This is a genomic window from Providencia sp. PROV116 (genome assembly GCF_028482485.1).
Taxonomy (GTDB): domain Bacteria; phylum Pseudomonadota; class Gammaproteobacteria; order Enterobacterales; family Enterobacteriaceae; genus Providencia; species Providencia rettgeri.
Genome location: NZ_JAMPQO010000015.1, coordinates 33,721 through 58,047 on the forward strand (window position 1 = coordinate 33,721; position 24,327 = coordinate 58,047).

General features: G+C 40.9%; 22 protein-coding genes. 11 read left to right on the forward strand and 11 right to left on the reverse strand.

Annotation, left to right across the window (positions count from 1 at the left end):
- Positions 1-3 precede the first annotated feature (3 nt).
- On the reverse strand, positions 4-273 hold the full coding sequence (locus tag PSE72_RS11145) for a YihD family protein (RefSeq protein ID WP_004262581.1): 270 nt from the start codon (positions 271-273) through the stop codon (positions 4-6).
- Between the two features lie 216 nt (positions 274-489).
- Here PSE72_RS11145 and mobA point away from each other — a divergent pair, with 216 nt between their 5' ends.
- From mobA to PSE72_RS11185, 8 genes are all read left to right on the forward strand, one after another.
- A complete protein-coding gene (gene mobA, locus PSE72_RS11150) occupies positions 490-1,077 on the forward strand; it encodes a molybdenum cofactor guanylyltransferase MobA (protein WP_004265977.1) in 588 nt (195 codons plus the stop codon).
- Between the two features lie 2 nt (positions 1,078-1,079).
- Positions 1,080-1,601, forward strand: a complete 522-nt coding sequence (mobB, locus tag PSE72_RS11155; RefSeq protein WP_115166415.1) for a molybdopterin-guanine dinucleotide biosynthesis protein MobB — start codon at positions 1,080-1,082, stop codon at positions 1,599-1,601.
- Between the two features lie 220 nt (positions 1,602-1,821).
- A complete protein-coding gene (licT, locus tag PSE72_RS11160; RefSeq protein ID WP_115166414.1) occupies positions 1,822-2,664 on the forward strand; it encodes a BglG family transcription antiterminator LicT in 843 nt (280 codons plus the stop codon).
- A gap of 190 nt (positions 2,665-2,854) precedes the next feature.
- Entirely contained in the window at positions 2,855-4,747 is a 1,893-nt protein-coding gene (gene bglF / locus PSE72_RS11165; RefSeq protein WP_115166413.1) for a PTS beta-glucoside transporter subunit IIABC, read from the forward strand.
- Between the two features lie 10 nt (positions 4,748-4,757).
- Entirely contained in the window at positions 4,758-6,152 is a 1,395-nt protein-coding gene (locus PSE72_RS11170) for a glycoside hydrolase family 1 protein (RefSeq protein ID WP_115166412.1), read from the forward strand.
- 138 nt (positions 6,153-6,290) lie between these two features.
- Positions 6,291-7,595, forward strand: a complete 1,305-nt coding sequence (locus PSE72_RS11175; protein ID WP_272690964.1) for a carbohydrate porin — start codon at positions 6,291-6,293, stop codon at positions 7,593-7,595.
- A 158-nt stretch (positions 7,596-7,753) separates the two neighbouring features.
- A complete protein-coding gene (locus tag PSE72_RS11180; protein WP_115166410.1) occupies positions 7,754-8,452 on the forward strand; it encodes a helix-turn-helix transcriptional regulator in 699 nt (232 codons plus the stop codon).
- Between the two features lie 49 nt (positions 8,453-8,501).
- The gene (locus PSE72_RS11185; RefSeq protein ID WP_115166409.1) at positions 8,502-9,101 is read left to right on the forward strand and encodes a glutathione S-transferase family protein; all 600 of its coding nucleotides are present in this window, start codon (positions 8,502-8,504) and stop codon (positions 9,099-9,101) included.
- A 55-nt stretch (positions 9,102-9,156) separates the two neighbouring features.
- Here the strand turns inward: PSE72_RS11185 and gorA are convergent, their stop codons facing one another.
- Both gorA and PSE72_RS11195 read right to left on the reverse strand, forming a co-directional pair.
- On the reverse strand, positions 9,157-10,509 hold the full coding sequence (gene gorA, locus PSE72_RS11190; RefSeq protein ID WP_004266020.1) for a glutathione-disulfide reductase: 1,353 nt from the start codon (positions 10,507-10,509) through the stop codon (positions 9,157-9,159).
- Between the two features lie 138 nt (positions 10,510-10,647).
- The gene (locus PSE72_RS11195) at positions 10,648-11,490 is read right to left on the reverse strand and encodes a 23S rRNA (adenine(2030)-N(6))-methyltransferase RlmJ (RefSeq protein WP_004266023.1); all 843 of its coding nucleotides are present in this window, start codon (positions 11,488-11,490) and stop codon (positions 10,648-10,650) included.
- Positions 11,491-11,723: 233 nt separating this feature from the next.
- Between PSE72_RS11195 and PSE72_RS11200 the strand changes: the two genes are divergently transcribed.
- Together PSE72_RS11200 and yhjD are read left to right on the forward strand one after the other, a co-directional pair.
- Positions 11,724-12,128 (forward strand): DUF1090 domain-containing protein, encoded by a 405-nt coding sequence (locus tag PSE72_RS11200; RefSeq protein WP_004266026.1) that lies wholly within the window; start codon positions 11,724-11,726, stop codon positions 12,126-12,128.
- Between the two features lie 201 nt (positions 12,129-12,329).
- On the forward strand, positions 12,330-13,322 hold the full coding sequence (yhjD, locus tag PSE72_RS11205; RefSeq protein WP_004266030.1) for an inner membrane protein YhjD: 993 nt from the start codon (positions 12,330-12,332) through the stop codon (positions 13,320-13,322).
- 46 nt (positions 13,323-13,368) lie between these two features.
- Here yhjD and PSE72_RS11210 read toward each other — a convergent pair whose 3' ends face one another.
- On the reverse strand, positions 13,369-14,430 hold the full coding sequence (locus PSE72_RS11210) for an NAD(P)H-dependent flavin oxidoreductase (protein ID WP_198641914.1): 1,062 nt from the start codon (positions 14,428-14,430) through the stop codon (positions 13,369-13,371).
- Between the two features lie 210 nt (positions 14,431-14,640).
- Here PSE72_RS11210 and PSE72_RS11215 point away from each other — a divergent pair, with 210 nt between their 5' ends.
- The gene (locus tag PSE72_RS11215; protein WP_115166408.1) at positions 14,641-15,645 is read left to right on the forward strand and encodes a serine hydrolase domain-containing protein; all 1,005 of its coding nucleotides are present in this window, start codon (positions 14,641-14,643) and stop codon (positions 15,643-15,645) included.
- Positions 15,646-15,705: 60 nt separating this feature from the next.
- On the opposite strand, the gene PSE72_RS11220 is transcribed toward PSE72_RS11215, so the two are convergent.
- The 7 genes from PSE72_RS11220 to dppA all read right to left on the reverse strand — a co-directional run bounded on the left by PSE72_RS11220 (position 15,706) and on the right by dppA (position 23,966).
- The gene (locus PSE72_RS11220) at positions 15,706-17,202 is read right to left on the reverse strand and encodes a M16 family metallopeptidase (RefSeq protein WP_115166407.1); all 1,497 of its coding nucleotides are present in this window, start codon (positions 17,200-17,202) and stop codon (positions 15,706-15,708) included.
- Positions 17,203-17,371: 169 nt separating this feature from the next.
- The gene (locus PSE72_RS11225) at positions 17,372-18,070 is read right to left on the reverse strand and encodes a HAMP domain-containing protein (protein ID WP_004266042.1); all 699 of its coding nucleotides are present in this window, start codon (positions 18,068-18,070) and stop codon (positions 17,372-17,374) included.
- Between the two features lie 193 nt (positions 18,071-18,263).
- Positions 18,264-19,268 (reverse strand): dipeptide ABC transporter ATP-binding subunit DppF, encoded by a 1,005-nt coding sequence (gene dppF, locus PSE72_RS11230; protein WP_115166405.1) that lies wholly within the window; start codon positions 19,266-19,268, stop codon positions 18,264-18,266.
- Positions 19,265-20,245: a dipeptide ABC transporter ATP-binding protein gene (dppD, locus tag PSE72_RS11235; RefSeq protein ID WP_004266046.1), complete on the reverse strand. Its 981-nt coding sequence runs from the start codon at positions 20,243-20,245 to the stop codon at positions 19,265-19,267. Before dppD ends, dppF begins: the two co-directional genes overlap by 4 nt.
- Before the next feature lie 12 nt (positions 20,246-20,257).
- Positions 20,258-21,160 (reverse strand): dipeptide ABC transporter permease DppC, encoded by a 903-nt coding sequence (dppC, locus tag PSE72_RS11240; RefSeq protein WP_115166404.1) that lies wholly within the window; start codon positions 21,158-21,160, stop codon positions 20,258-20,260.
- Between the two features lie 10 nt (positions 21,161-21,170).
- Positions 21,171-22,190, reverse strand: coding sequence for a dipeptide ABC transporter permease DppB (gene dppB, locus PSE72_RS11245; RefSeq protein ID WP_004262635.1), 1,020 nt, complete (start codon positions 22,188-22,190; stop codon positions 21,171-21,173).
- 168 nt (positions 22,191-22,358) lie between these two features.
- Positions 22,359-23,966 carry a dipeptide ABC transporter periplasmic-binding protein DppA gene (gene dppA / locus PSE72_RS11250; RefSeq protein ID WP_109912888.1) on the reverse strand — a complete coding sequence of 536 codons (1,608 nt, stop codon included), beginning with the start codon at positions 23,964-23,966 and terminating at the stop codon, positions 22,359-22,361.
- Between the last annotated feature and the right edge of the window lie 361 nt (positions 23,967-24,327).

Here is a 24,327-nt window from a genome sequence, read left to right on the forward strand (position 1 = left end):
GTTTTAATCTTTAATAATGCCACGGGCACGCAAAATAGCGGTTTTAAAGTCATCTTCATAATCTTTTTTTAAACCAGGGATCGCTTCATTGCTGTCCGAGCCACGCATTTTTAAATGATAAATCAGCACATCATCTGTTAACTCAGATAAACTGCCTTTAAAACCTGCTTCGTCAGCCAGTTTTTGCAATAATTCAACTAAGTTTAAATCTGAATTATCTTTCCAGACAGGGTGCAGAAGCTCAATAACTTCATTTAAGCGATGGCATTTCATGTTTATTCCTTTATCACGAATATTCGATACAAGTTACCAATAATCATACAAGAGAAAAAGCGAACTGTTGTCAATCTACGTAAAGTTTAACTGCAATACGCGGGAATATTCATTGATTTTATAGCAAAATAGAATAAATTTTAGTAATTACTATACTCGAAAGTGTTTTCTACGAATGTTGAAACATTTTCTTGAAGATATTCAAGGATATTGAACATGTCATTTCGTCAGTCAATAACCGGTGTCATACTTGCAGGCGGCCGAGGAAGCAGGATGGGTGGGCAAGATAAAGGCTTAGTTCCTTTACTCAGTAAACCACTCTACCAGTATATTTTAGCGCGTTTAAGCCCCCAAGTGGGCCAAGTCATCATCAATGCAAACCGCAATCAAGCGCGTTATCGAGAGAGCCAGTTGACCGTTATTTCTGATTTAAATAGTGATTTTTCTGGTCCACTCGCTGGAATGCAAGCTGCACTACACTATGCTAAGACAGAGTGGTTGCTATTTGTACCTTGTGACGTTCCTGATTTTCCACTTAATTTAGCTAAAAAAATGTTTAGTGAGAAAGGCACTCACCTTGCCTGTTACGCACAAGATAATGAACGAGAACATCCAACATTCGCTTTACTACACAACTCGCTTAAAACTCGCCTTGATGATTACCTTGCAAGAGGCGATCGCAAACTGATGCTATTTATGCGTGAAATCGACGCAAAAGGTATCATTTTCACGTCAGAGTCTGACACGTTTATTAATTTAAATACTCCGGAAGATAGCCGTCTATGGGAGCGGCAACGAAAATAGCCATGAATCAGAATACTCTACCTCTACTTGGCATTACCGCTTATAGCGGCACTGGCAAAACAACATTATTAAAAAAAGTGATCCCGTTACTTCGCAAACGTAATGTTCGCGTTGGTTTAATTAAACATACCCACCATGATATGGAAGTGGATAAACCGGGCAAAGACAGCTTTGAATTACGTAAGGCAGGTGCAGACCAAACGCTCGTTGCTAGTGAAAAACGTTGGGCGTTAATGACCGAAACCCCCGACGCTAATGAAATGGATCTACGCTATTTAGCCAGCCGTTTCGATCCCGCTTCGTTGGACTTGATCCTCGTTGAAGGATTTAAACATGAAACAATCGATAAAATCGCGTTGTTTCGTTCTGAGGTGGGTAAACCCCTTAATGGCTTGATAGATAACTATGTGGTTGCTGTTGCCAGTAATGAAATCATTGATACTCACGTGCCGCAATTAGATATCAATAACCCTGAGCAAATCGCTGATTACATTGTGTCTTGGTGGCAAAAAACAATCAAATAGGTACTATACCGCCATTCGTCATGTACAAAAGAGATTGGCTGAATTGAGCGTGTTAGTTCACATTTTCATACTTTGCTGTTTGAATAACCCAAAAAGTTTAATTACAGTACATGAAAATTAAGTTATTGGATTGTTACTGCACTTATCACGCAGGCAAAACCTGATTAGTCAATGAATTGTCATTGCGCTATCAGGTTTTTTTCGTTTTAGGGGAAACAAAATGCAGATCGCAAAAATTTTAAACAACAATGTGGTCGTTGCCCTAAATGAACAGCAGCAAGAAATTGTCGTTATGGGACGTGGGCTCGCCTTTCAAATGAAAGTTAATGACTTTGTCGATACTAAAAAAATAGAAAAAGTCTTTGAGTTACGTAGCCATGAATTAACAAGTCGGCTAAGTGAACTGTTGAGCCAAATACCAATTTCTGTCATGAAAGTCTGTGACAAGATAATTGAAAATGCGAAAAGTAAACTTGGCAATCTGCATGAAAGCTTATATATCGTTTTAACGGATCACTGCAATTATGCGATTGAAAGGCAGCAAAAAGGCCTAGCTATCACTAATACCATGTTATGGGAAATTCAACGGCTTTACCCAAAAGAGTACCAGTTGGGGTTAGAGTCATTGGCATTGATTAAACAAGATTTAGAGATTGAGTTACCCATCGATGAAGCTGGGTTTATCGCGTTACATTTCGTCAATGCACAGTTGACGGGTGAAATGCCAATTGTCATGGAAACGATGGCAATCATGAATGAAATCATGAACATCGTAAAATATTACCTTCAAATTGAATATCATGAAGACACGCTAAGTTACCAGCGATTTGTAACTCATTTGAAGTTTTTCACCCATCGAATGATGAGTAATGAGCCAGTTCCTAATGACGATATTGCGATGCATCTTGTCATCAAAGAAAATTATTCAACTTCTTGGAAATGTGCTGAAAAAGTCAGTACTTTTTTAGCTAAGAAATACCAACGCGACTTAACAGATGAAGAACGAATGTATTTAACCATTCATATAGAGCGAATTAGGAAAGAAAAATCGTCACATAAGTGACGCGAAGTAAGCCGAAAAACTATTTATTGATACAAACTGATAAAAACCGATGGATTGCTACTGCCCGTTGGCAGGCAAAACCTGATTTTCACTACTAGCCTTATTCGTGCTGGTGGTGAGTCAGGTTTTTTTTTGCTTATTTATCAATAGTAACGTGGCTTCTATTGTTTAGGTAATAAAGGAAATCAATATGAAATATCAAGCTTTGGCGGAGCAAATTATCGAAAACGTTGGAGGAAAAGATAACGTTGTCGATTTAATACATTGCGCGACACGCCTACGCTTTAAACTGAAAGAAAGTAAAAAAGCCAATGCAGAGCAATTAAAACAAAGTCCAGAGGTTATTACCGTAGTTGAAAGCGGCGGTCAATTTCAAGTCGTCATCGGTAACCACGTTAACGAGGTTTTTAACGCTGTTAATCAGTTAATTGATACAACCTCAAGCTCAATAAATCAGCCCAAAAAAGCGGAAAAAAAAGTGGTAAAACAAGATAAAGAAAGCTTACTAGGCTACTTTATCGATATTGTTTCCAGCATTTTTACGCCCATTTTAGGCATCATGGCTGCTTCAGGTATTTTAAAAGGGTTACTTTCATTAGCAGACGCATTAGGTTGGCTATCCACAAGCAGCGGCACTTATCAAATCTGGTTTGCAGCAAGTGACTCTTTATTCTATTTTTTCCCACTGGTACTCGGCTACACCGCAGGGAAAAAATTTGGTGGAAGCCCATTTGTTACCATGACGATTGGTGGTGCACTCATTCACCCAATGATGATTACCGCTTTTCAGCAAAGTCTCGTTGCGGGTTCTACACCTGAATATTTTTTGGGGATCCCAGTCACCTTTATTAACTATGCAGCATCTGTCATTCCGATTATTTTTGCCTCTTGGTTAAGCTGCTTGCTTGAAAAGCGACTAAACCAAATTTTACCTTCTGCAATGAAGAATTTTATTGCACCTTTTCTGTGCTTACTCATTATTGTTCCACTCACCTTCCTTGTTATTGGGCCTTTAGCAACATGGATAAGCATGTTAATTGCGGAGAGTTTCCAAGCTATTTATAACTTTGCCCCAGTTATCGCAGGTGCTTTCATGGGAGCCGTTTGGCAAATATGCGTTATTTTCGGCTTACATTGGGGAATTGTCCCTATTGGTATTAATAATTTAAGTGCCCTAGGCCACGATGCGCTATTCCCTCTATTACTTCCCGCTGTAGCTGGGCAAATTGGCGCCACTTTAGGTGTTCTATTAGCAACAAAAAATGCAAAAATGAAAATTATGGCAGGCTCTTCCGTCACCGCTGGCTTATTTGGTATCACTGAGCCTGCTGTCTACGGTGTGACTCTTCCTCTGCGCCGACCTTTTATTTTTGGCTGTATTGGTGGTGGTGTTGGTGGCGCAATTGTTGGTTATAGCCAAACTCTGACATTCTCATTTGGGTTGATTAATATTTTTACCTTTGCACAAATCATCCCAGAACATGGTGTTGATAATACGGTTTGGGGGGCCATTATTGGTACAACGCTTTCTTTCTTATTTGCCGCTATTGCAACCCGTTTCTTTGGTATTAAAAAGGAAGCGATATCCCCTGAAATATCGGTTAAAACTGAGATTACTTCAACCCCCAATGAAGTTCTTGCACCATTGAGTGGTGCCGCTATCTCATTAAAAGATACCCCAGATGAAACTTTTGCAAGTGGCTTACTTGGACAAGGCGCGGCCATTATTCCAAATACTGGAGAAGTATATGCGCCATTCGATGGTGAAGTGAGCTCATTATTTAAAACTGGCCATGCATTAGGGCTGTTGAGTCAAAGCGGTATTGAACTGCTCATCCATGTGGGGATCGATACTGTGAAATTAGATGGGCTTCATTTTTCACCTCAAATTAAACAAGGTGATGTTTTCAAAACAGGTGATTTATTACTGACATTTGATCGAGAAAAAATTCTCGAGGCTGGGTATGACTTAACAACCCCTGTCATTATTAGCAACAGTGATGATTATACGTCAATCGAGTTCGTTGAGCTTAATAAATCAATTCAAAGCTGTCAGAAATTTATCACCGTTAACCACAAATAAGGAGCTAAGCATGATTAAATTTCCAAATTCATTTTTATGGGGTGGCGCAATCGCAGCCAATCAAGCTGAAGGTGCTTATTTAACTGCGGGTAAAGGGCTCAGCACATCCGATATTCAACCTCATGGCATATTTGGTTCATTAATTGAAAGAACACAAAATGAGAGTTTTATTAAAGATATTGCCATCGATTTTTATCACCAATATAAAACCGATATCGCACTTTTCGCTGAAATGGGTTTCACCTGCTTACGAACCTCGATTGCATGGAGCCGTATATTTCCACTTGGTGACGAATTAACGGCCAATGAAGAAGGTCTCGCTTTTTATGATAATTTATTTGATGAAATGGCGAAATATAACATTCAACCTGTTATTACCTTATCCCATTATGAAATGCCCTATCACTTAGTGACACAATATGGTGGTTGGGGAAATCGTAAAACGATTGAGTTTTTCGAACGTTATGCACGCACCGTCTTTGAACGTTATAAAAATAAGGTCAAACTATGGCTGACGTTCAATGAGATTAATATGTCACTACATGCACCAATGACTGGTGTAGGCCTACCTGAAAATAGTTCTCCTTCAGAGGTTTACCAAGCGATTCACCACCAACTTGTCGCCAGTGCAAGAGTCACTAAAGCCTGCCATAGCATTATCCCTGATGCTAAAATCGGTAACATGTTATTAGGAGGTCTCGTTTATCCATTAACTTGTAAGCCTGATGATGTATGGGAAGCCATGATAGAGAATCGCAAATGGCTATTTTTTGGTGATGTACAATGCAGAGGCCAATACCCAGGTTATATGCTGCGTTATTTTCGAGATAACCAAATTAATATTACAATAACAGAAGAAGATAAGCGTGACTTACAAAATACCGTGGACTTTATCTCATTCAGTTATTATATGACTGGTTGTATTACCGCAGATAAAGATGAATATGAGAAAAAACGCGGAAATATCCTTAGTATGGTGCCAAACCCTCATTTAGAAAGTTCAGAATGGGGATGGCAAATAGATCCAAAAGGAATTAGAACACTATTAAATTTATTATGGGATAGATACCAAAAACCTTTATTCATTGTCGAAAATGGCCTAGGTGCAGTAGATGAAATAACCTCTGATGGCCATATTAATGATGACTATCGTATTCAATATATTAATGACCATTTAGTTCAAATCCATGAAGCTATTGAAGATGGTGTTAATATTATGGGTTATACCAGTTGGGGGCCTATCGATATTGTCAGTGCATCCAATGCAGAGATGTCAAAACGTTATGGATTTATCTATGTTGACCGTGATAACAAAGGTAACGGCTCTCTCGAAAGAAAACGTAAAAAAAGTTTCTATTGGTACCAAGGTATTATCAACAGCCAAGGAGAATTATTAAATCAATAGAATAAATACCCAAATATAATAACACTCTCTCGGGGTAATTTATTTATCTCGAGAGCCCCTATATTAAAAATAAAACCGCATGAGCCCATTTTCTATTATTGGGTTAAAGCAAACTATTGCTAATAGGTTATATCCGACATGAATAAAAAATTATTATTCTCTTTGTTATTTTTAACATTGCCTGCTATTGCTAATGAACAACAATGGAATGGAACTGTTTTAGGCTTTGAACCCGCACCTAAAGGAATATTCGGTGATATGTTGGGCATACGTCCTATATTATCCGACTACGGTTTTTCATTTCACAGTAATTATTTGAGCCAAGTCGCCTATAATGCAGGGGGCGGTTATAATAATGATAAACATACTGCTTATATAGACCAATTTGCTTTCACATTCACACAAGATCTTGAACGTTGGACAGGTATTCCCGATGCTCGTATCGAAGGAAATATTGTCAATCGTAACCATGAAGACAATCTAACAGTTAAGCGCCTGCAAGACCCTCGAGTACCTAATAACGACCTTGCACAAGAAAGCTATGGGGGCGGCTCCGTAACACGGTTAGGTTGGCTTACTTTTGCTCGCAGTTTTGATGACCGTCGACTAACTTGGCGTATTGGGATGATGAATAAAGTACAAGAGTTTGACCAAATTATCCCTTGTGATTTTCAACTACTTAGCCAATGTGGTGGAAAATCAGCCAACGCCCTGACATGGAGCAACTGGAATATTCATACTTGGGGAACGACCGTTAGCTATAAAATCACCCCTGAGATTACCATCAAAACAGGAGTTATGGAGCAGAATCCTCAAGCGACGGATAGAAGCCATGCGTGGAGTTGGTCAACCAAAGGCAGTAAAGGTATTTTATTACCCTTAGAAGTTGAAAATCGTACTTTCGTCAATGGGTTGCCTGGTGCTTATAACTTAGGATTATTATATACCAATGCCAAACAGCATGATCTGTATAAAGATAAAAGCTATAACAACACATGGTTTGTCTATGGTGGAATGAACCAACAATTAACTCGCCATCAAGATGATGAAAATCGAGGTTTAAGTTTATCTGTCAGTGGCAGTTATCATGATGAGCGCAGTAATTTCATGAATTATGTTGTTTCAAGTTCCCTTCGCTACCGCGGGGCATTTGATGCAAGGCCTGAAGACTGGATTGGTCTCGGTATCTCGTATATTGAGCTCAGCGACCACTTTGCGAAAAACCAAAAAATACAAAATGAGCAGCTAGGGATCACCGATTATAATGACCCGTTATATCACCCTATTACTTCAAACGCATTAAATGCAGAACTCTATTATCGCTTTAAACCTGCTTATTGGCTGGAACTCCAACCAAGTGTGCAATATTGGCATCAACCAGGCGGCGTCCAGAAAACATCAGATGCATGGGTTTTGGGGTTAAAAACGGTTTTAACATTTTAAATAATATTACTGTGTATTTATCGGTATTGATAAAGGGAATTTTCCATTCCCTTTATCGCCAATTAACATATTAATTAGCATTCAGCTCATTGTTTTTTTACTATAGCTAAATTATCTTTGCTATTTTTCTCACTCCATAACATTAAGCAGACAACTTCATGACCCGCACTCAGCGCCTACTCACGTTATTGCAGATACTTAAAGAGAATCGCTATCCTATTACCGCTGAAGCACTTTCATCACAACTGCAAGTCAGCGTGCGTTCTATCTATCGAGATATTGAATCCCTACGAGACCAAGGTGCTGAAATTGTCGGGGAAGCCGGTATTGGCTACCAATTAAAAACGGGTCTATTACTACCGCCTTTAGCTTTCGATGAAAATGAACTTGAAGCCTTAATATTAGGTTTACGTTGGGTAAAAAGTAATGCAGACACCGAACTAAAAAACTCAGCAATACGGGCGATAAGTAAAATTAATGCCGTAGTAGCAGGTCATTCACAGAAAATTCTAAATCAAAATACCTTATTTGCTCCTACCACACATTTCTATGAAATTAACGACATCATCGTTAAAGACTTACGTTTAAGTTTACGAGAAGAATGCAAAGCCAAAATGACTTATCTTGATGGACAAAACCAGCCTAGTGAGCGAGTCATTTGGCCAATTGCAATTGGTTATATGAAAGATTCACAAGTACTGGCTGCTTGGTGTGAATTACGGAAAAGTTATCGCCATTTTCGTTTAGACCGCATTCAATCTTATTGTGCTCTTACTGACAAACTCCCTTATCCAAAAAACTACCTGCTAGAACGCTGGCAAAAAGAAGTATTGTGCGTCTCTCCTGACAATTTCTGACACTCAACTCCCTTATAGTAAGTGCTCAACTTCATATAAGGAAATCACCATGAGCGAACTGGTTCTTTTTACTAATTCAATGTCACGTGGCAACACGGTCGACCTACTATTAAAAATTTTAGATGTTCCTTACAAGCGTATTGAATTAGGTTATGGTGCAGATATGCATACGGCTGAATATCTTGCAATTAATCCGATGGCGAAAGTTCCCGCACTTGTTGATGGTGATGCGATTGTGACGGAAACGGCGGCTATTTGTCTCTATTTAGCCGATAAATTTATTGAAAAAGGCTTAGCGCCTGCATTGAATGACCCTAAACGTGCAGATTATTATCGCTGGTTCCTATTTACTGCAGGGCCCATTGAATCCGCATTCACTATCAATAACTTAGGTATTCAATTAGATGAAGAGCAGCAAAAATCTTCTGGTTTTGGTTCTGTCGAACGCACAATGGCCTGCTTAGAAATCGGTTTAAATAATGCAAAACCATTTATTTGTGGCGAGCAATTTACCGCAGTGGATGTGTATGTCGGGGCGTTTGTCATGTTTTTAGTCAAATACCAAATCATGGAAGCGACTCCTGCAATGCAAAAATATCTTGATAGCTTAACAGCCATTCCTGCGATTGCAGAGCTGTTGGCAAAATAATACAAAAAAAGCTAAGTTCAGATGAACTTAGCTTTTAATTTTAGATAACCAATGCTTAACGCATTGTCACAAATTCTTCTGCCGCTGTTGGGTGAATAGCCACCGTATTATCAAAATCTTTTTTGGTTGCACCCATTTTTAATGCAACCGCAAAACCTTGTAGGATTTCATCCATTCCGAAACCAATACCATGGATGCCAACGATTTTTTCATCTTCACCAACACAAACTAATTTCATACGGCAAGGTTGACGGTGTGAAGTGACGGCGGTATACATTGCAGTGAAAGATGATTTATAACATTTCACTTTATCAGCACCATATTTTTCAATCGCTTCAGGTTCAGTTAAGCCGACAGTACCAATTGGTGGGTGTGAGAACACCACTGTTGGGATATTACTGTAATCTAAGTGTTCATCCGGTTTATTATTAAATAAACGTTCAGATAAACGACGACCAGCCGCAACCGCTACAGGAGTTAACTCAACCGCGCCAGTGTTATCACCAACCGCATAAACACCCGGCACATTGGTGTTCTGGTATTTATCAACCTTGATATAGCCTTTTTCATTCAGTGCGACGCCTGTTGCTTCAATATTCAGGTTATCTGTCATTGGTTCACGACCAATAGCCCAAATTAATGCATCGACCGTTTGTTCTTGGCCATTTTCCAGTTTTAATGTTAGTGAGCCATCTGCATTTTTCACGACTTCTTTTGGAATTGATTCCGTATGCAGTTTAGGGCCTTCGGTATTCATGACTTCCACTAATGTTTCGACAATCAGCGGGTCAAATGAGCGCAGTGGGGCGTGTTTGCGCACAAATAAATGCGCCTCTGCACCTAAACCATTTAATACACCGGCGAGTTCAACGGCAATATAACCGGCACCCACAACCGCAACACGTTTTGGTAATGCTTCAAGTTCAAAGAAACCGTCAGAAGTCATACCATATTCTGCACCTGGGATAGCAGGGATCACTGGGCGCCCGCCAGTTGCAATCAAAATATGGTCTGCGGTGTAGGTTTCACCATTCACTTCAACAGTGTGCGCATCAATAAACCGTGCAAAACCATTGATGACATCAACTTTATTATTACCTAAGACACGGTCATAAGACTGGTGAATGCGGTCAATATAAGCAGTACGACTATCAATAAGTGTTTTCCAATCAAAACGATTAATTGTCGCATCAAAACCATAATCAGGACCATAATTGCGAATAGCTTCTGAGATTTGTGCTGCATGCCACATCACCTTTTTCGGTACGCAGCCCACGTTAACACAAGTCCCACCTAATGCTTTCGCCTCAATTAAGGCACATTTTTGCCCATACATTGCTGCACGGTTCATCGACGCAATACCACCGCTTCCGCCACCAATTGCGATATAGTCGTAATGTTTGCTCATAATTTGGTTATTCCCATTGATTAAATGATTTATGAATGCATTTTCTCGCATCATGCTATTGATTGTCATGGCATAAATAGCGCTTTACGATAGATAACACCTGTTAATTTAATCGGTATTACCTATCAAAAATACAGTTTACTCTGGAACAATCCACTCAACTAACGTATGTCCAGTCCCTTCAGGGACGAGTGTTTTGTGTAACCACGGCAGCACATTCTTCATTTGCTGCTCAAGTTTCCAAGGTGGGTTGATAACAATCATACCGGATGCCGTCATTCCACGTTGATCGCTATCAGGACGTACCGCCAATTCAATTTGTAGTATTTTTCGAATGCCTGTTGCTTCTAATTGATTGACCATACGCTTAATTTGTTGACGCAATACAACAGGATACCAAATTGCATACGTTCCTGTTGCAAAGCGTTTATAGCCTTCCACCACCCCTTTCACGACCGCTTCATAATCCGTCTTCATCTCATAAGGTGGGTCCATTAGCGCAAAGCCGCGTCGACTCTGTGGGGGTAATTTAGATTTCAGTTGTTGATAACCATCTTCTCTGAAAACCTGCGCGCGGTTATCCCGTGAAAATTCCGTACGTAATAATGGATAATCGCTCGAATGTAATTCAGTTAATACCAGCTTATCGTGTTCACGTAATAAATATTTTGCCAATAATGGTGAACCTGGATAATAGCGTAAACGCCCATTATCATTCAGCTGGCGCACAATATTCATATACGGCAATAATTCCTCAGGTAAATCCGGTTGCTCCCAAATACGCGCAATCCCTTCAAGATATTCACCTGTTTTTTCCGCATGTTCCCCCGTTAATTGATAACGGCCCGCACCTGAGTGCGTATCTATATACAGAAATGGTTTTTCTTTCTCTTTCAGAGATTCAATGATCAAGCTCTGTACCGTGTGTTTTAGCACATCGGCATGGTTGCCTGCGTGAAAGCTGTGACGATAACTTAACATGTAACGTTTATTTCCTGAGGAAATTCAATATTAGCCACTAAGATGACTATTATTAAATAGGTTCTTTAAAGATAGCCTTTTTGAACAAAAAATAGACCGGATTTATTCTTCCGCCTCATTATAGCTAAATTTAGCGACAAATGTCATAACCATAGTCATGCTAAAATTCACATGACCAGAATGAAAGAAAACGCTATCCTAAACACAAATTTAAAAATAAACAGAGGTAAATTATGAATAAGTTACTTATCACCACCAGCGCTTGTGTTTTATTTTTTGCTAGCTCATCGGCAATGGCAGCAAAAACACAAAACGGCTGCGAAATAAAAAAACAACGCATCGAAGAACAAATCAATTACGCTAAGCAACATGGAAATCAGCATCGAGTAAGAGGCTTAGAAGAAGCATTAGATAATGTGAATCGTTATTGTACGCCTGAATCTTTATACCGTGATAGCCAAAAAGAGGTAGCAGAGAAAACAGAAAAAGTGCAAGAACGCGAAGCTGAATTACAAGAAGAAAAACTAGAGGGCAATGACCGTAGCAAAATTGAAAAGCGCGAGAGAAAATTAGCAGAAGCACAAGCTGAATTAAAAGAGGCCCAAGCTGAGCTGAAAGTTTATAAAGATGCGCTTTAGCCTATCGCCCCTTTTCCTCTGATTAATTAATTAGTTACTTTAACTTTAAACAAACATCCCAATGACTATTTATCTCATAACACAGTCATTGGGATGAATTTATTGGCCAATTTAAGCTATAGTATTGTGCATATCATTCATTTATAGGCATTAAATAGGTCGAAAAGTCAGACAATTTTAGTTGCGGGAAAAGGGGATTAAATGTCGAATACGCAGGAAGAAGAACAAAAAGATACCAATAAACTGAAAGCGACACTGAATAAAAGTATTGATGGCAGTAAAAAAGCATTGACCTTCTCAATGCGAGTTGTGAACTTTATTTGTGCGATTCCTTTTATTGCTCATATCATTCGTACTGCACAACGTTTTAACGACCGAATGGGAAACCAGTTTGGGGCTGCAATTACCTATTTCTCCTTTCTCTCTTTAATTCCTGTTTTAATGTTTTCATTCGCCGCTGCCGGTTTTGTATTAGCCAGTAATCCTGAACTACTTGAAAAATTAGTTCGTGGAATTTCTGCAAATATTACTGACCCTACGCTCGCAAATACATTAGAAAGAACAATCGATACGGCAATACGTCAACGTACGACAGTTGGATTAACCGGGTTAGCTTTAGCCGTATACTCCGGAGTTAATTGGGTTAATAACTTACGCTTGGCTATTTTGGCGCAATCACGTTCTGTATGGGAACGTAATGAAGATGAACATGAAAATATTATTTTCCGCTACATTCGCGACTTCTTTGCTTTAATTGGTCTACTTATTGCCTTAATTGTGACAATTACCCTGACTTCTGTTGCTGGCTCTGCACAGGCGACGATTGTCAGTACGCTTGGGCTAGACGGTATAGAATGGCTAAAACCTGCTTGGACACTGATTGGTTTAACCATATCCATTACAGCCAACTTCCTATTATTTTTATGGATTTTTTGGATCCTACCGCGCATGCAACATCGCCGCAGATCACTATTTAAAGGAACATTGCTGGCGGCCATTGGGTTTGAAATCATTAAATCCATTATGACTTGGATTTTACCTAACCTTGCTTCATCGCCTTCTGGAGCCGCATTCGGTTCAGTCCTTGGGTTAATGGCCTTCTTCTACTTCTTTGCACGTTTAACTTTATTTTGTGCAGCTTGGATAGCCACTGATGAGCCAAAAGGTTCATTGGATAACGAAATGGTTGAATAGCAGCTTATTGAGGGCGGTGATGTAACCCGCCCTACCACGCTTAAAACTAGCGTTTCATTTCTTCTGCTAACGTTTTAACCAATAAAGGCGCTGGCATCTCGCGAGCTTTCGCCACACTCTGCCCCGCCCAATATGCCGCAAACTCATCGCTATCTGACTTCATTGCCGCCGCATTAAGTTGCTTACCAATATCATAAACTAATGGGTAATCAGGTAATTTACTTGTCTCGTAGCCGTTGCCTACTTGAATAAATTGATTAATAATCCCTCTCGCTGGACGCCCTGAAATTGCAGAAGTTAGTTGAGTGTGATCCCCAGTTTGCTGCTTGATCTTAGCTCGGTATCCTGCATTCGCAGCAGATTCAGGACAAAGCAAAAATGCCGTTCCTAATTGCGCGGCGGCAGCACCGCACTCTAAAGCCATATTAATAGCTTGCCCATCCATCATGCCACCAGCTGCAATCACTGGTAAATCAATATGTTGAGAGATTAACGTCACTAATTCATAAGTGGTGAGTTCTTCATCTAAAGCTTGCAAATCAAACATGCCTCGATGCCCTCCCGCTTCAATACCTTGTGCAACAACGGCGTCAATTCCAACCAATTCAATTTGTTGTGCTTCGTGCAAATTCGTAGCCGTCGCCATGGTATAGATACCCTGTTGCTTGAATTGCTGTATCACCTCGGTGGATGGAATATTAAAATGAAAACTCACTACTGCAGGTTTTGTTTCGAGTAACATCGATAACATTTCTGAGTTATCTAAAAAAGTTTGATAAATTTCATTGAGATAAGTAGGGGGAGTCTCATTAAATTGGGCGAAATAAGGTGCTAAATACTGGATCCATCCCTGCTCATTAGCGGGATAACGTTTAGCCGGTAAATGGCAGAATAAATTGACATTGAATGCTTTACTTGTCAGTGCTTGCGTTTGAGTAATCAATTGGCGAGCTTGTTCCACTGAATTTGCGCCTAAGCCTAGCGAGCCAAGCCCACCAGCCTCTGAGACCGCAGCGGCTAGTGTTGGAGTAGAAACACCCGCCATCGGCGCTTGTATGATGGGATAACGCAAACCTAACCGTTGTAGAAATATATTCGAGTTGTTCATGTTTTTTCCTTTACTTCAATATCCGGGTACATTTTATGTTCTTATATTGAAGATAAACATAGCACCAAATTTATATAAAAAGAAAAAACACTTGCCATCATATGGTCGCCAACTTGTTTCTTTAAGCGCATTTAAAGCGTACATTGAATTGTATAAATATGATTAAGATGGCATGCATCTTCATCTTAATCATTTAATAATGAGATTATTATGCCCCTCCCTATTCAACAGCTCGAAAATTTAACTTGTGGTGTCGTCCTTTACTACCATAATCAAACCAAAAATAGCGTGAATACCTTCTGTGCTAGAGGGGCGGATATTGAAGGTATGCCTCTTACTGTTGATACACCGCTGCGAATTGCCAGTAATACAAAGACATTTACCGCCGCTGCCATTTTACGCCTTACTGAAATGGGAAAACTCAGTATTGATGATGCAATACCTAAATATATTGACCCGCAGTATAATGCACTACTCAGTAGCCAATATAACACTCAAGCTATCACTATCCGCCATTTACTAGAACACAGTAGTGGTCTACTAGACCATGCAGATGGTGACTACCTCAAAGCCGTTCTTAAACAACCTAATTATGTTTGGAGCCGAACCGAACAAATCGAAATGTACATGCGTAAACAGTTTCCAACATTTTCGCCTGCTGAATCCTTTATCTATTCAGATACTGGATATATTTTGCTCGGTGATATTATTGAGAGGGTCACGGGTAAATCCCTTGGCCTAGCTGTTAGAGAGCTTTTGCATTTCGACACTATTGGTCTTGAAAGTGCCTATTGGGAATCATTAGAACAACCATCCCAAGACTCAGCCCCAAGAGCACGTCAATATTTAGGGAAATGGGATGGAACTCATATTCACGCCTCCATGGATGCCTATGGTGGCGGTGGCTTAGTTATGTCATCGAAACAAATGGCGATATTTTTAGAAGCACTGTTTGAGGGGAATATTTTTTCATCACCGAATACACTAGAGACGATGCTAAGTATGGGGTCTCACGAAGGTGCAGAACACTATCGATTGGGCATTATGGTGAATGTTGTCAATGGCATCACCTTGTATTCCCATTTGGGTTTTTGGGGGTCTGTCGCCTATTACGCACCTGAAGCAAAAACCAGTGCAGCAGGGTTTGTTGATGACAAAGAATCACGAGAAACGCTAATTTGTGTGATTGAATCGCTATTAAACCAACAACATTAAATTAAAAGATAGCCACTGAATCATTCAATAGCTATCTTTCATATTTCTATTTTTGCCCACTTATTGTGCGGCTGGCTTTTCTGCAACAGGCTTAACAGGAGCCACTTCTGTTGATGCTGGCGCGGCAATTTGCGGCCATAACACCTTGGTAAATTTCTGGCGAATTTGTTCTGCATCCATCATTTGTTTATCTTTTGGCTGCGCTAATACAAAAGCGGCTTCTTGAGATAACAACCGACGGGCTTCCATATTTACCTGTTCAAGGCTTTGTGAAGCCAAGAAAGTTTGCCTTAACCGCTGGTACTGTTCAGGGGCGATGTCAACGACCCCATTTTGTTGGGAAATCAGACGTTGACTAATCAAAACATCGGTACTCGTACGCGCGTAAGCAGCAAATAATTGCGATAACTGCACCTGTTTTTCTTTGAGCATGTCGTCAAATAACTCAGCAGCAATACCATTTTGGTTAATCGATGCAAGTTCACTCGCGACGATATCTGTCACCGCTTCCATTTTTTCAGGCGCTGCCGTCACCGTTAATGTGCAACTGGCTTTTTGATATTGCACGCGGCAATCTAGCCCTGGAACAACTTCCCCTTGATTAAATTTCTGATTGAACGCTTTTTGCAGAGAACGATAAACTGCCTCACGCGCTAAGTCACTCGACCAATAACGCAGTAAAACGTTTGAATCTTTAATGGGTAGCCAATCAATGTCCCAAATTAATGAAAGCGTATCCTGTGCAGGTTGTTCCTGCAAAATATCAATAGATTGCGGTTTTACTGCTGATAATACCGCAACAGAAACAGGCTCAGAGCGCTTACCTTCCAATGAAGAGAACGTTTGTGAGATTGAATCAGATAACATTCGAGAATCTACATGGCCCGCAACATACAATGTCATCACATCCGGTGTGTACCATTTTTGATAAAACGAGTTCACACTATCAAGAGCGACAGTACCATTCGGTTTTTGGCCAGGGTCATACCCCATCATCGTTGAACCCTTTAAACGCGCTCGCCAAACAGGATCGTTGGCATTTAAAGGTAGTGTTGCAACTGGGACATTTTGTGCCGTCAAGCCGTTATGCAATGTCGTTTCTGTATACTCAGCACCTGCAACAGAAGTCGCTAGCCAGCTTAGGGCTTGCTTAATTAAGTCAGGGCGATTATTTGGTAAGCTTAAGCTATAAATAGTGTAGTCATAGGAAACAACCGCGGGTGGAATTGGCATATCAGGGTCTGCGGCCTGGCGCCAGAATTCTTGCAATGTTGTTGTTGGAAATGCTTCAGTTTGATGAAACAACGCCATTTTAGGTATAAGGTAACTGTATCCTTTCTCGCTCGCTTTTTCTGTTAATGAGCCTGTTTTAATTGCTAACCTGAGCTGGATACGGTCATTTGGACGTTGTGGTGTTTGTAATAATTGCCAGCTAAAGCCATTTTCTAGCTTCCCTTGCTGCCATGCTGGATCAGGTTGTAAAGGCTCAGCGCCGGCTAAATGCGCGACTGAGAATAATACAACACCAATGATATACCGAACTTTCAAGCCCTGCATGTAAACCCCTATGTGTTTTATATCTTTATATTTAACCGCAAATAACGACAGATAAATTAACGAAAAACGCGAACTTATCGGGTTAAACGATATAGTTTGGCTTTATTCCATTTTTCATTGTCACCACTATAACGATATTAGACCATAAAGCTGAGTCCATGTTCATGGCTTAGTCTGATTTTTGCTGTTTTCTTTGACGATTATACCCTTTTGCTAGCAAACCTAGCTCATCGTCACGATGATATTCAGACACAGCAATTTGATTAACTTCAGAATTTGTCTGTAACTCAATTGCGATTTTACGCAGTGGCCTTATTATCATACGACTGACACACCACGTCATTCCAATAGCAATAATGAGCACCAACAACAAATAAGTTGTCGTCATCAAAGCAAGGGTGTTGAGCGCAAACCGATAAACACGGTTCGGGTCAACTTGTAATGTCAAATACCCTTGAGGCTTAGCCTGCAACACAACATTCCCGTATGCATACAGTGGCACGGTCATTTCGACAGGGATGCCCACAAAATGAGTCACCCAATTAGGTATCGGCTTAGGCGTTGCAAAGCTTAGATTCATTACCGTTGTACCATCAACAGTAATAATCGCATTTCCCATAATGCCTGATGTCTTTAAACTTATCAGTAGCCGTTTAACTTCGTTGAGGTCAGAGCTTAACAATGAATCTGTTAATGGTTTTTGAATTTGTACTACAGCGTTACTGAGTTGGTCTAAATAATCTTGCTTACGTTGCTCAACTAAGTAACTGAATTGAATAGCTAAAAAAAGCGCAAGTGATAGCAACGTAATCATAAAGAATACGACCATACTTTTTAATGTTAGTGAGCGTTGGACTCGGGTATTCATTTGGCCACAACCTTTCTAATCAAGCAGCTTTTTAAAGAAAATGGAAACGTCTGCCAGTATACTTGATTTTATCCGCAAAAGAGTAGTTTAAAAAGAAAGATTGGGTATTTAGGACAAACAGCATGTTAACGCCATTTAAAGGCACGATGAAATAAAAAACGGCAGAAAGTTAACCTTTCTACCGTTTCACACATCAACTCACCGTTATCGCCTGTTTTTCATCTTCATCAACCGCAAAACATGCAACCAACTGCTGGTCATATTCCTTCAATGTTGGCTGGAATTGCGTACATTGGCCAAATGCTCTACGGCACCGCGCTGCAAATGCACATCCCGGTGGTGGGTTTAAAGGGCTTGGTAACTCTCCCGTTAACTTAATACGTTCGCGCCGAGCGTCTGGGTTTAACCTTGGTGTCGCTGATAATAACGCTTGGGTATAAGGGTGAAGAGGGTTATTAAAAATCTGCTCTTTTGTCCCTTTCTCCACACAGCGGCCTAAATACATCACCATGACTTCATCAGCAATATGCTCTACCACCGATAAATCATGTGAAATAAAGACATAAGACAAACCTAAATCTTGCTGTAAATCCATCATCAGGTTTAATACTTGAGCACGAACAGAAACATCCAGCGCGGAAACCGGTTCATCAGCAACCACGATGTCAGGGTCAAGCATTAAACCCCGTGCTATCGCGATACGCTGACGCTGCCCACCAGAAAACATGTGAGGATACCGGCTATAGTGTTCTGTTTTTAAACCCACTTTTGCCATCATAGATAATACTTTTTCTTTGCGCTGCTCTTTCGACAATGAAGTATTAATCAATAACGGCTCTTCCAAAATTTGCCCCACCTTTTTACGAGGGTTCAAAGAGCCATAAGGGTTTTGAAACACAATTTGGATTTTTTGACGACGCAGTTTCTCTGCAGACTTATCTTTTACTAACAAGTTTTGCTCTTGGTAATACAACTCACCCTCAGAGGGTTGCTCAATCATGGTTAATAAACGACCTAATGTCGATTTACCACAACCCGATTCTCCAACTACTGCCAACGTTTTGCCTCTTTCTAGCTCAAAAGAAACGCCATCCAATGCTTTCAAGGTTTTTTCCGCAGCAAAAACCCCTCTTTTGACAGAGTAATATTTTTTCAAATCCACCGCTTTGAGCAATGGAGCATGTTGTTTGTCACTCATAATGTTGGCCTCCCCATATCATCCAGCGGCATATGGCATTTGACTTGGCGATCACCAACGGTTTGTAACATTGGCTCTTCTTGACGGCATTTCTCCGTTGCATACGGACAACGTGGATTCAATAAACAACCCACAGGCCTATCATATTTTCCGGGCACTACACCCGGGAGTGAGGCTAAACGTGATTTATTCGTCGCAAATTCAGGCAAAGCACGTAGTAGCGCTTGTGTATAAGGATGACGAGGATGCTTAAAAATATCGTTCGCTTTGGCTGACTCAACCACCTGTCCCGCATACATCACAATAATATGATGTGCAGCTTCTGCCACTAAAGCGAGGTCATGAGTGATAAGTACCAATGCCATATTTTCTTGTTGCTGTAATTCCAACAGCAATTCAATAATTTGCGCTTGAATAGTGACATCTAACGCTGTTGTCGGTTCATCCGCAATCAATAACTTAGGACGACATGCAATTGCCATTGCTATCATCACACGCTGGCTCATCCCACCGGACAACTGGTGGGGATACACATCTAAACGTGATTGTGGGTCAGGGATCCCTACCATATCTAAGAGGTCGATAGCCCGCTGTTTACGTGTACTTTTGCTTCCTCCTTGGTGAACTTTCAATGCTTCCATGATCTGATACCCTACTGTAAAACAAGGGTTTAAACTGGTCATCGGGTCTTGGAAAATCATCGCCACATCGGCACCAACAATCTGTCTTCGTTCTTTTTCGGGGATCGACAGTAAATCACGTCCATCAAATTTTAAAGAATCAGCCATCACTTTCCCGGGGTAATCAATTAACCCCATAATCGCGAGTGAGCTAACGGATTTACCTGAACCCGATTCACCAACGATACCAACGACTTGGCCTTTATCAACGCTATAACTGATGCGGTCAACGGCGCGAAACGGTGCTTTTTCGTCTCCGAAATGTACCGAAAGTTGTTCTACATTTAACAATGCCATTTGGTTACCTCATCACTGCTTGAGTTTTGGATCAAATGCATCACGTAACCCATCACCCATCAGGTTAAACGCAAGCACCGTCAATAAAATTGCCAGTCCAGGGAAAGTCACAACCCACCATGCGCTTTGTGCAAATTGCAGCACATCAGACAGCATCGTTCCCCACTCAGGAGTCGGTGGCTGTGCGCCCATTCCAAGGAAACCCAAAGCAGCCATATCTAAAATGGCATTCGAAAAACCTAAAGAGGCCTGCACAATCAATGGAGCCAAGCAGTTAGGCAAGATGTTTACGAACATTTGGCGTACTGCCCCGGCACCCGCTACACGAGAAGCCGTCACATAGTCACGGTTTACTTCCACTAAAACCGCTGCTCGTGTTAATCGAATATAGTGAGGTAATGCAACAAACGTCAAAGCAATCGAGGCATTAACAATAGAAGGACCAAAAATGGCGACCAGCACCAAGGCTAATAATAAGCTTGGTAATGCCAGCATGATATCGACAACTCGCATAATTAATGCGTCAACGACACCACCAAAATAGCCAGCGATCACACCAATAGTGACCCCCATGATTAATGATAAAACAACCACTAAACAGCCAACTAACAGTGACAGGCGGGCGCCATACATTAAACGAGACAGTAAATCACGCCCAACATCATCAGTCCCTAAAATAAACTGCCAACTTCCTCCATCTTCCCAAACGGGTGGAGCAAGTAAGAAATCACGGAATTGTTCGTCTGGGGCATGTGGGGCTAATACTCCCGCAAAAATCGCAATCAGTACCATCAGGATAATGTAGAACATCCCGACAACTGCCCCTTTATTACGTTTAAAATAGTGCCAAAATTCTTGTAATGGTGTCATCGGCTGTGGGGCGCTGATAACAGTTGGCTCAGTAGATTGAGACATTTAGCGCTCCTTATTTTTTATGACGAATACGTGGATTTACAATGCCATACAGCACGTCGACCACTAAGTTTACGAAGATAATCAATGTCGCAACCAGCAGAACTCCCCCCTGTACAACAGGGTAGTCTCGACGCTGTAGCCCTTCGATTAACCAGCGTCCTAATCCGGGCCATGAGAAAATAGTTTCTGTCAAAATAGCCCCTGCTAACATCACCCCAACCTGCAAGCCAATTACCGTAACCACAGGCAATAATGCATTGCGTAATGCATGAATTAAAATTACGCGCGCGCGGCCAAGACCTTTGGCACGAGCAGTACGAATATAATCTTCTCCCAGCACTTCTAGCATTGATGAGCGAGTCATACGTACAATGACGGCTAATGGGATCGTTCCCAAAACAATGGAAGGCAATATTAAGTGCTCTACGGCATCAATAAAATCGCCATCTTCACCCCAAATTAGGGTATCAATTAACATAAAACCGGTCAGAGGCTGAGAATCATCAAGAAAAACGGTGTCACTGACTCGCCCTGCAACCGGGGTGAGGTCTAACTGTACCGACACTAACATGATGAGCATGATCCCCCACCAGAAGATAGGCATTGAGTAACCCGTTAAAGAAAGGCCAATTGCAGTGTGGTCAAAAATTGACCCACGTTTTACTGCGGCTAACACCCCAACTGGGATCCCAACAGAAATCGCAAAAATCATGGCGCAAGTTGCCAGTTCAACTGTCGCTAAAAAACGAGGTAAAAATTCTTCCCATACCCCGATGCGACTTTTTAGGGAGATTCCTAAATCACCATGAAATATCCCATTGATATAATGGAGATATTGTTTCCACAGTGGCTGATCAAGCCCTAGTTCAGCCATTAAATAAGCATGCCTTTCAGGGGATAACCCCCTTTCACCAGCCATGATCATCACCGGGTCACCCGGGATCATGTGGACAAAAGCAAAAGTCAATAATGTAATACCGATAAACGTGGGGATCACAAGCCCCAATCGTCGGAGGATAAATTGCAACATATCCTGAATCTCTTTAATAATGCCGTTGACGGCTCTTAGTCCGTTTGGCTACTCAGAAAATCGCTTTTCCGGGTGCTCACAAACAACTCAACTTCTCTGCTTCTTCTAGAGAAGAAAACGCCCTCCGTTCTAAACCAGCAACGAAGGGCATAGACAGATTAGATACGATTACTTCTCAATATCGACGTTTTCGAAGTGGTGTTTGCCTAGTGGGTCAACCACATAGCCTTTGACTTCTTTACGTACTGGTTCAAACACTGTGGAATGCGCGATAATGAGGGCTGGAGCCTGCTCATTCATCACAACTTGCGCTTGTTTGTACAGCTCGACTCGTTTGTCGTGATCTGCTGTTTGACGTGCTGGTTGGATCAAGTTTTCGAAACTTTGATTACACCATTTTGAGTAGTTAGAACCTTGTTCTTTCGCTGCACAGCTAAATAAGGTTGCAAAGAAGTTATCAGGGTCCCCATTGTCACCCGTCCAACCCATCATTACCGTTTGTGGCTCGCCATCTTTCGCTCGCTTGAGGTATTCACCCCACTCATAGCTGACAACCTTTGATTTAACGCCAACTTTTGCCCAGTCCGCTTGGATCATTTCCGCCATACGGCGGGCATTTGGGTTATATGGTCGTTGAACAGGCATCGCCCATAGGTCAATTTCAAAGCCATTCGGGAATCCCGCTTCAGCTAATAATGCTTTTGCTTTTTCAGGATTATATTCGTAATCGTTCACCGCATCGTTATAGCCCCACATTGTTGGTGGGATAAGGTTTTTCGCTTTTTGGCCTGCACCTTGATAAACCGCTTCGATAATTGCATCTTTGTTCACCGCCATAGACAGTGCTTGGCGAACCTTTTGATTATCCAGTGGTTTTTTCTCAACGTTATAAGAGAGATAACCGACGTTCAGCCCTGGTTGCTCCATTAACGTAATATCTTTATCTTGCTTCATGCGCTCTAAATCAGCCGGGTTTGGATATGGCATGACTTGGCATTCATTTTTTTGCAATTTTGCATAACGAACGGAAGCATCTGGTGTGATAGAGAAGACTAAGCGGTCAAGTTTAGGTTTTGTGCCCCAATATTGGTCGTTAGCTTTATAAAGAATACGAGAGTCTTTTTGATACTGTTGCAGAACAAATGGACCCGTTCCAATTGGGTTTAAGTCTACTTTTTCTGGCGTGCCCGCTTTCAGCATCTGGTCTGCATATTCAGCAGAAAGAATTGATGCGAAGTCCATTGCCATATCAGCTAAGAATGGAGATTCAGGGCGAGTTAAGGTAATTTTCACCGTATTATCATCAACTTTCTCTACTTTATCGATGATTTTATCCATATCCATTCCCATAAAGTATTCATAGCTGCCGCCTGAAACTTTATGATATGGATGGTTAGCATCTTTTTGACGCATAAATGTATAGATTACATCGTCTGCGTTCAAATCACGGCTTGGTTTAAATTCTTTATTCGAGTGCCATTTGACACCTTTGCGCAAATGGAAAGTGTATTCTTTACCATCATCGCTCACTTCCCAGCTTTCAGCCAAACCGGGTTCAATTTCAGTTGTCCCTAATTTGAACTCAACTAAACGGTTATACAGTGGAATAGAGCTTGCATCATAAGTCGTTCCTGATGTGAACAACTGTGGGTTAAAGCCCTCAGGAGAGCCCTCTGAACAATAAACTAATGTTTTTGCCTGTACTGATGCGGATACCGCTAATGCTGCCAATGTAAGCCCTACTGTCAGTAGGCCTGTCTTTTTAATAGAGCGCATCTGTATGCTCCTATGGTGTTCATGTTGTTTTGCTTGATGTCTAAATCCGTCATTAAAAGCGACAGATGTAGTATCTGTATTTTTTGTTATTCATTGTGCAATTAATCAACTGTCACTCGCTTCGTCAATAGCCACATTTACGACCCACCTTCAATTCCTGTAACATATTAGAAACAATTAACACTGCAATTTAGCTTAAAATTTCACAGTAGAGGACAAGATGCAGGCGTTATAACCATATAATTAGTAATGAATAGAGTTTTATATCGAGGTTATTTATTTTTATATTTGTGATTAAGTGCTGAATTACTGAACGAATATAGTGCTTTTATTGGTGTGATACGAAATAAAACACTAAAGA

What these genes read in the sequence shown, in the direction of transcription:
- PSE72_RS11145 (WP_004262581.1), bottom strand. Translation starts at nt 273, where the DNA reads ATGAAATGCCATCGCTTAAATGAAGTTATTGAGCTTCTGCACCCTGTC.
- mobA (WP_004265977.1), top strand. Translation starts at nt 490, where the DNA reads ATGTCATTTCGTCAGTCAATAACCGGTGTCATACTTGCAGGCGGCCGA.
- mobB (WP_115166415.1), top strand. Translation starts at nt 1,080, where the DNA reads ATGAATCAGAATACTCTACCTCTACTTGGCATTACCGCTTATAGCGGC.
- licT (WP_115166414.1), top strand. Translation starts at nt 1,822, where the DNA reads ATGCAGATCGCAAAAATTTTAAACAACAATGTGGTCGTTGCCCTAAAT.
- bglF (WP_115166413.1), top strand. Translation starts at nt 2,855, where the DNA reads ATGAAATATCAAGCTTTGGCGGAGCAAATTATCGAAAACGTTGGAGGA.
- PSE72_RS11170 (WP_115166412.1), top strand. Translation starts at nt 4,758, where the DNA reads ATGATTAAATTTCCAAATTCATTTTTATGGGGTGGCGCAATCGCAGCC.
- PSE72_RS11175 (WP_272690964.1), top strand. Translation starts at nt 6,291, where the DNA reads ATGAATAAAAAATTATTATTCTCTTTGTTATTTTTAACATTGCCTGCT.
- PSE72_RS11180 (WP_115166410.1), top strand. Translation starts at nt 7,754, where the DNA reads ATGACCCGCACTCAGCGCCTACTCACGTTATTGCAGATACTTAAAGAG.
- PSE72_RS11185 (WP_115166409.1), top strand. Translation starts at nt 8,502, where the DNA reads ATGAGCGAACTGGTTCTTTTTACTAATTCAATGTCACGTGGCAACACG.
- gorA (WP_004266020.1), bottom strand. Translation starts at nt 10,509, where the DNA reads ATGAGCAAACATTACGACTATATCGCAATTGGTGGCGGAAGCGGTGGT.
- PSE72_RS11195 (WP_004266023.1), bottom strand. Translation starts at nt 11,490, where the DNA reads ATGTTAAGTTATCGTCACAGCTTTCACGCAGGCAACCATGCCGATGTG.
- PSE72_RS11200 (WP_004266026.1), top strand. Translation starts at nt 11,724, where the DNA reads ATGAATAAGTTACTTATCACCACCAGCGCTTGTGTTTTATTTTTTGCT.
- yhjD (WP_004266030.1), top strand. Translation starts at nt 12,330, where the DNA reads ATGTCGAATACGCAGGAAGAAGAACAAAAAGATACCAATAAACTGAAA.
- PSE72_RS11210 (WP_198641914.1), bottom strand. Translation starts at nt 14,430, where the DNA reads ATGAACAACTCGAATATATTTCTACAACGGTTAGGTTTGCGTTATCCC.
- PSE72_RS11215 (WP_115166408.1), top strand. Translation starts at nt 14,641, where the DNA reads ATGCCCCTCCCTATTCAACAGCTCGAAAATTTAACTTGTGGTGTCGTC.
- PSE72_RS11220 (WP_115166407.1), bottom strand. Translation starts at nt 17,202, where the DNA reads ATGCAGGGCTTGAAAGTTCGGTATATCATTGGTGTTGTATTATTCTCA.
- PSE72_RS11225 (WP_004266042.1), bottom strand. Translation starts at nt 18,070, where the DNA reads ATGAATACCCGAGTCCAACGCTCACTAACATTAAAAAGTATGGTCGTA.
- dppF (WP_115166405.1), bottom strand. Translation starts at nt 19,268, where the DNA reads ATGAGTGACAAACAACATGCTCCATTGCTCAAAGCGGTGGATTTGAAA.
- dppD (WP_004266046.1), bottom strand. Translation starts at nt 20,245, where the DNA reads ATGGCATTGTTAAATGTAGAACAACTTTCGGTACATTTCGGAGACGAA.
- dppC (WP_115166404.1), bottom strand. Translation starts at nt 21,160, where the DNA reads ATGTCTCAATCTACTGAGCCAACTGTTATCAGCGCCCCACAGCCGATG.
- dppB (WP_004262635.1), bottom strand. Translation starts at nt 22,190, where the DNA reads ATGTTGCAATTTATCCTCCGACGATTGGGGCTTGTGATCCCCACGTTT.
- dppA (WP_109912888.1), bottom strand. Translation starts at nt 23,966, where the DNA reads ATGCGCTCTATTAAAAAGACAGGCCTACTGACAGTAGGGCTTACATTG.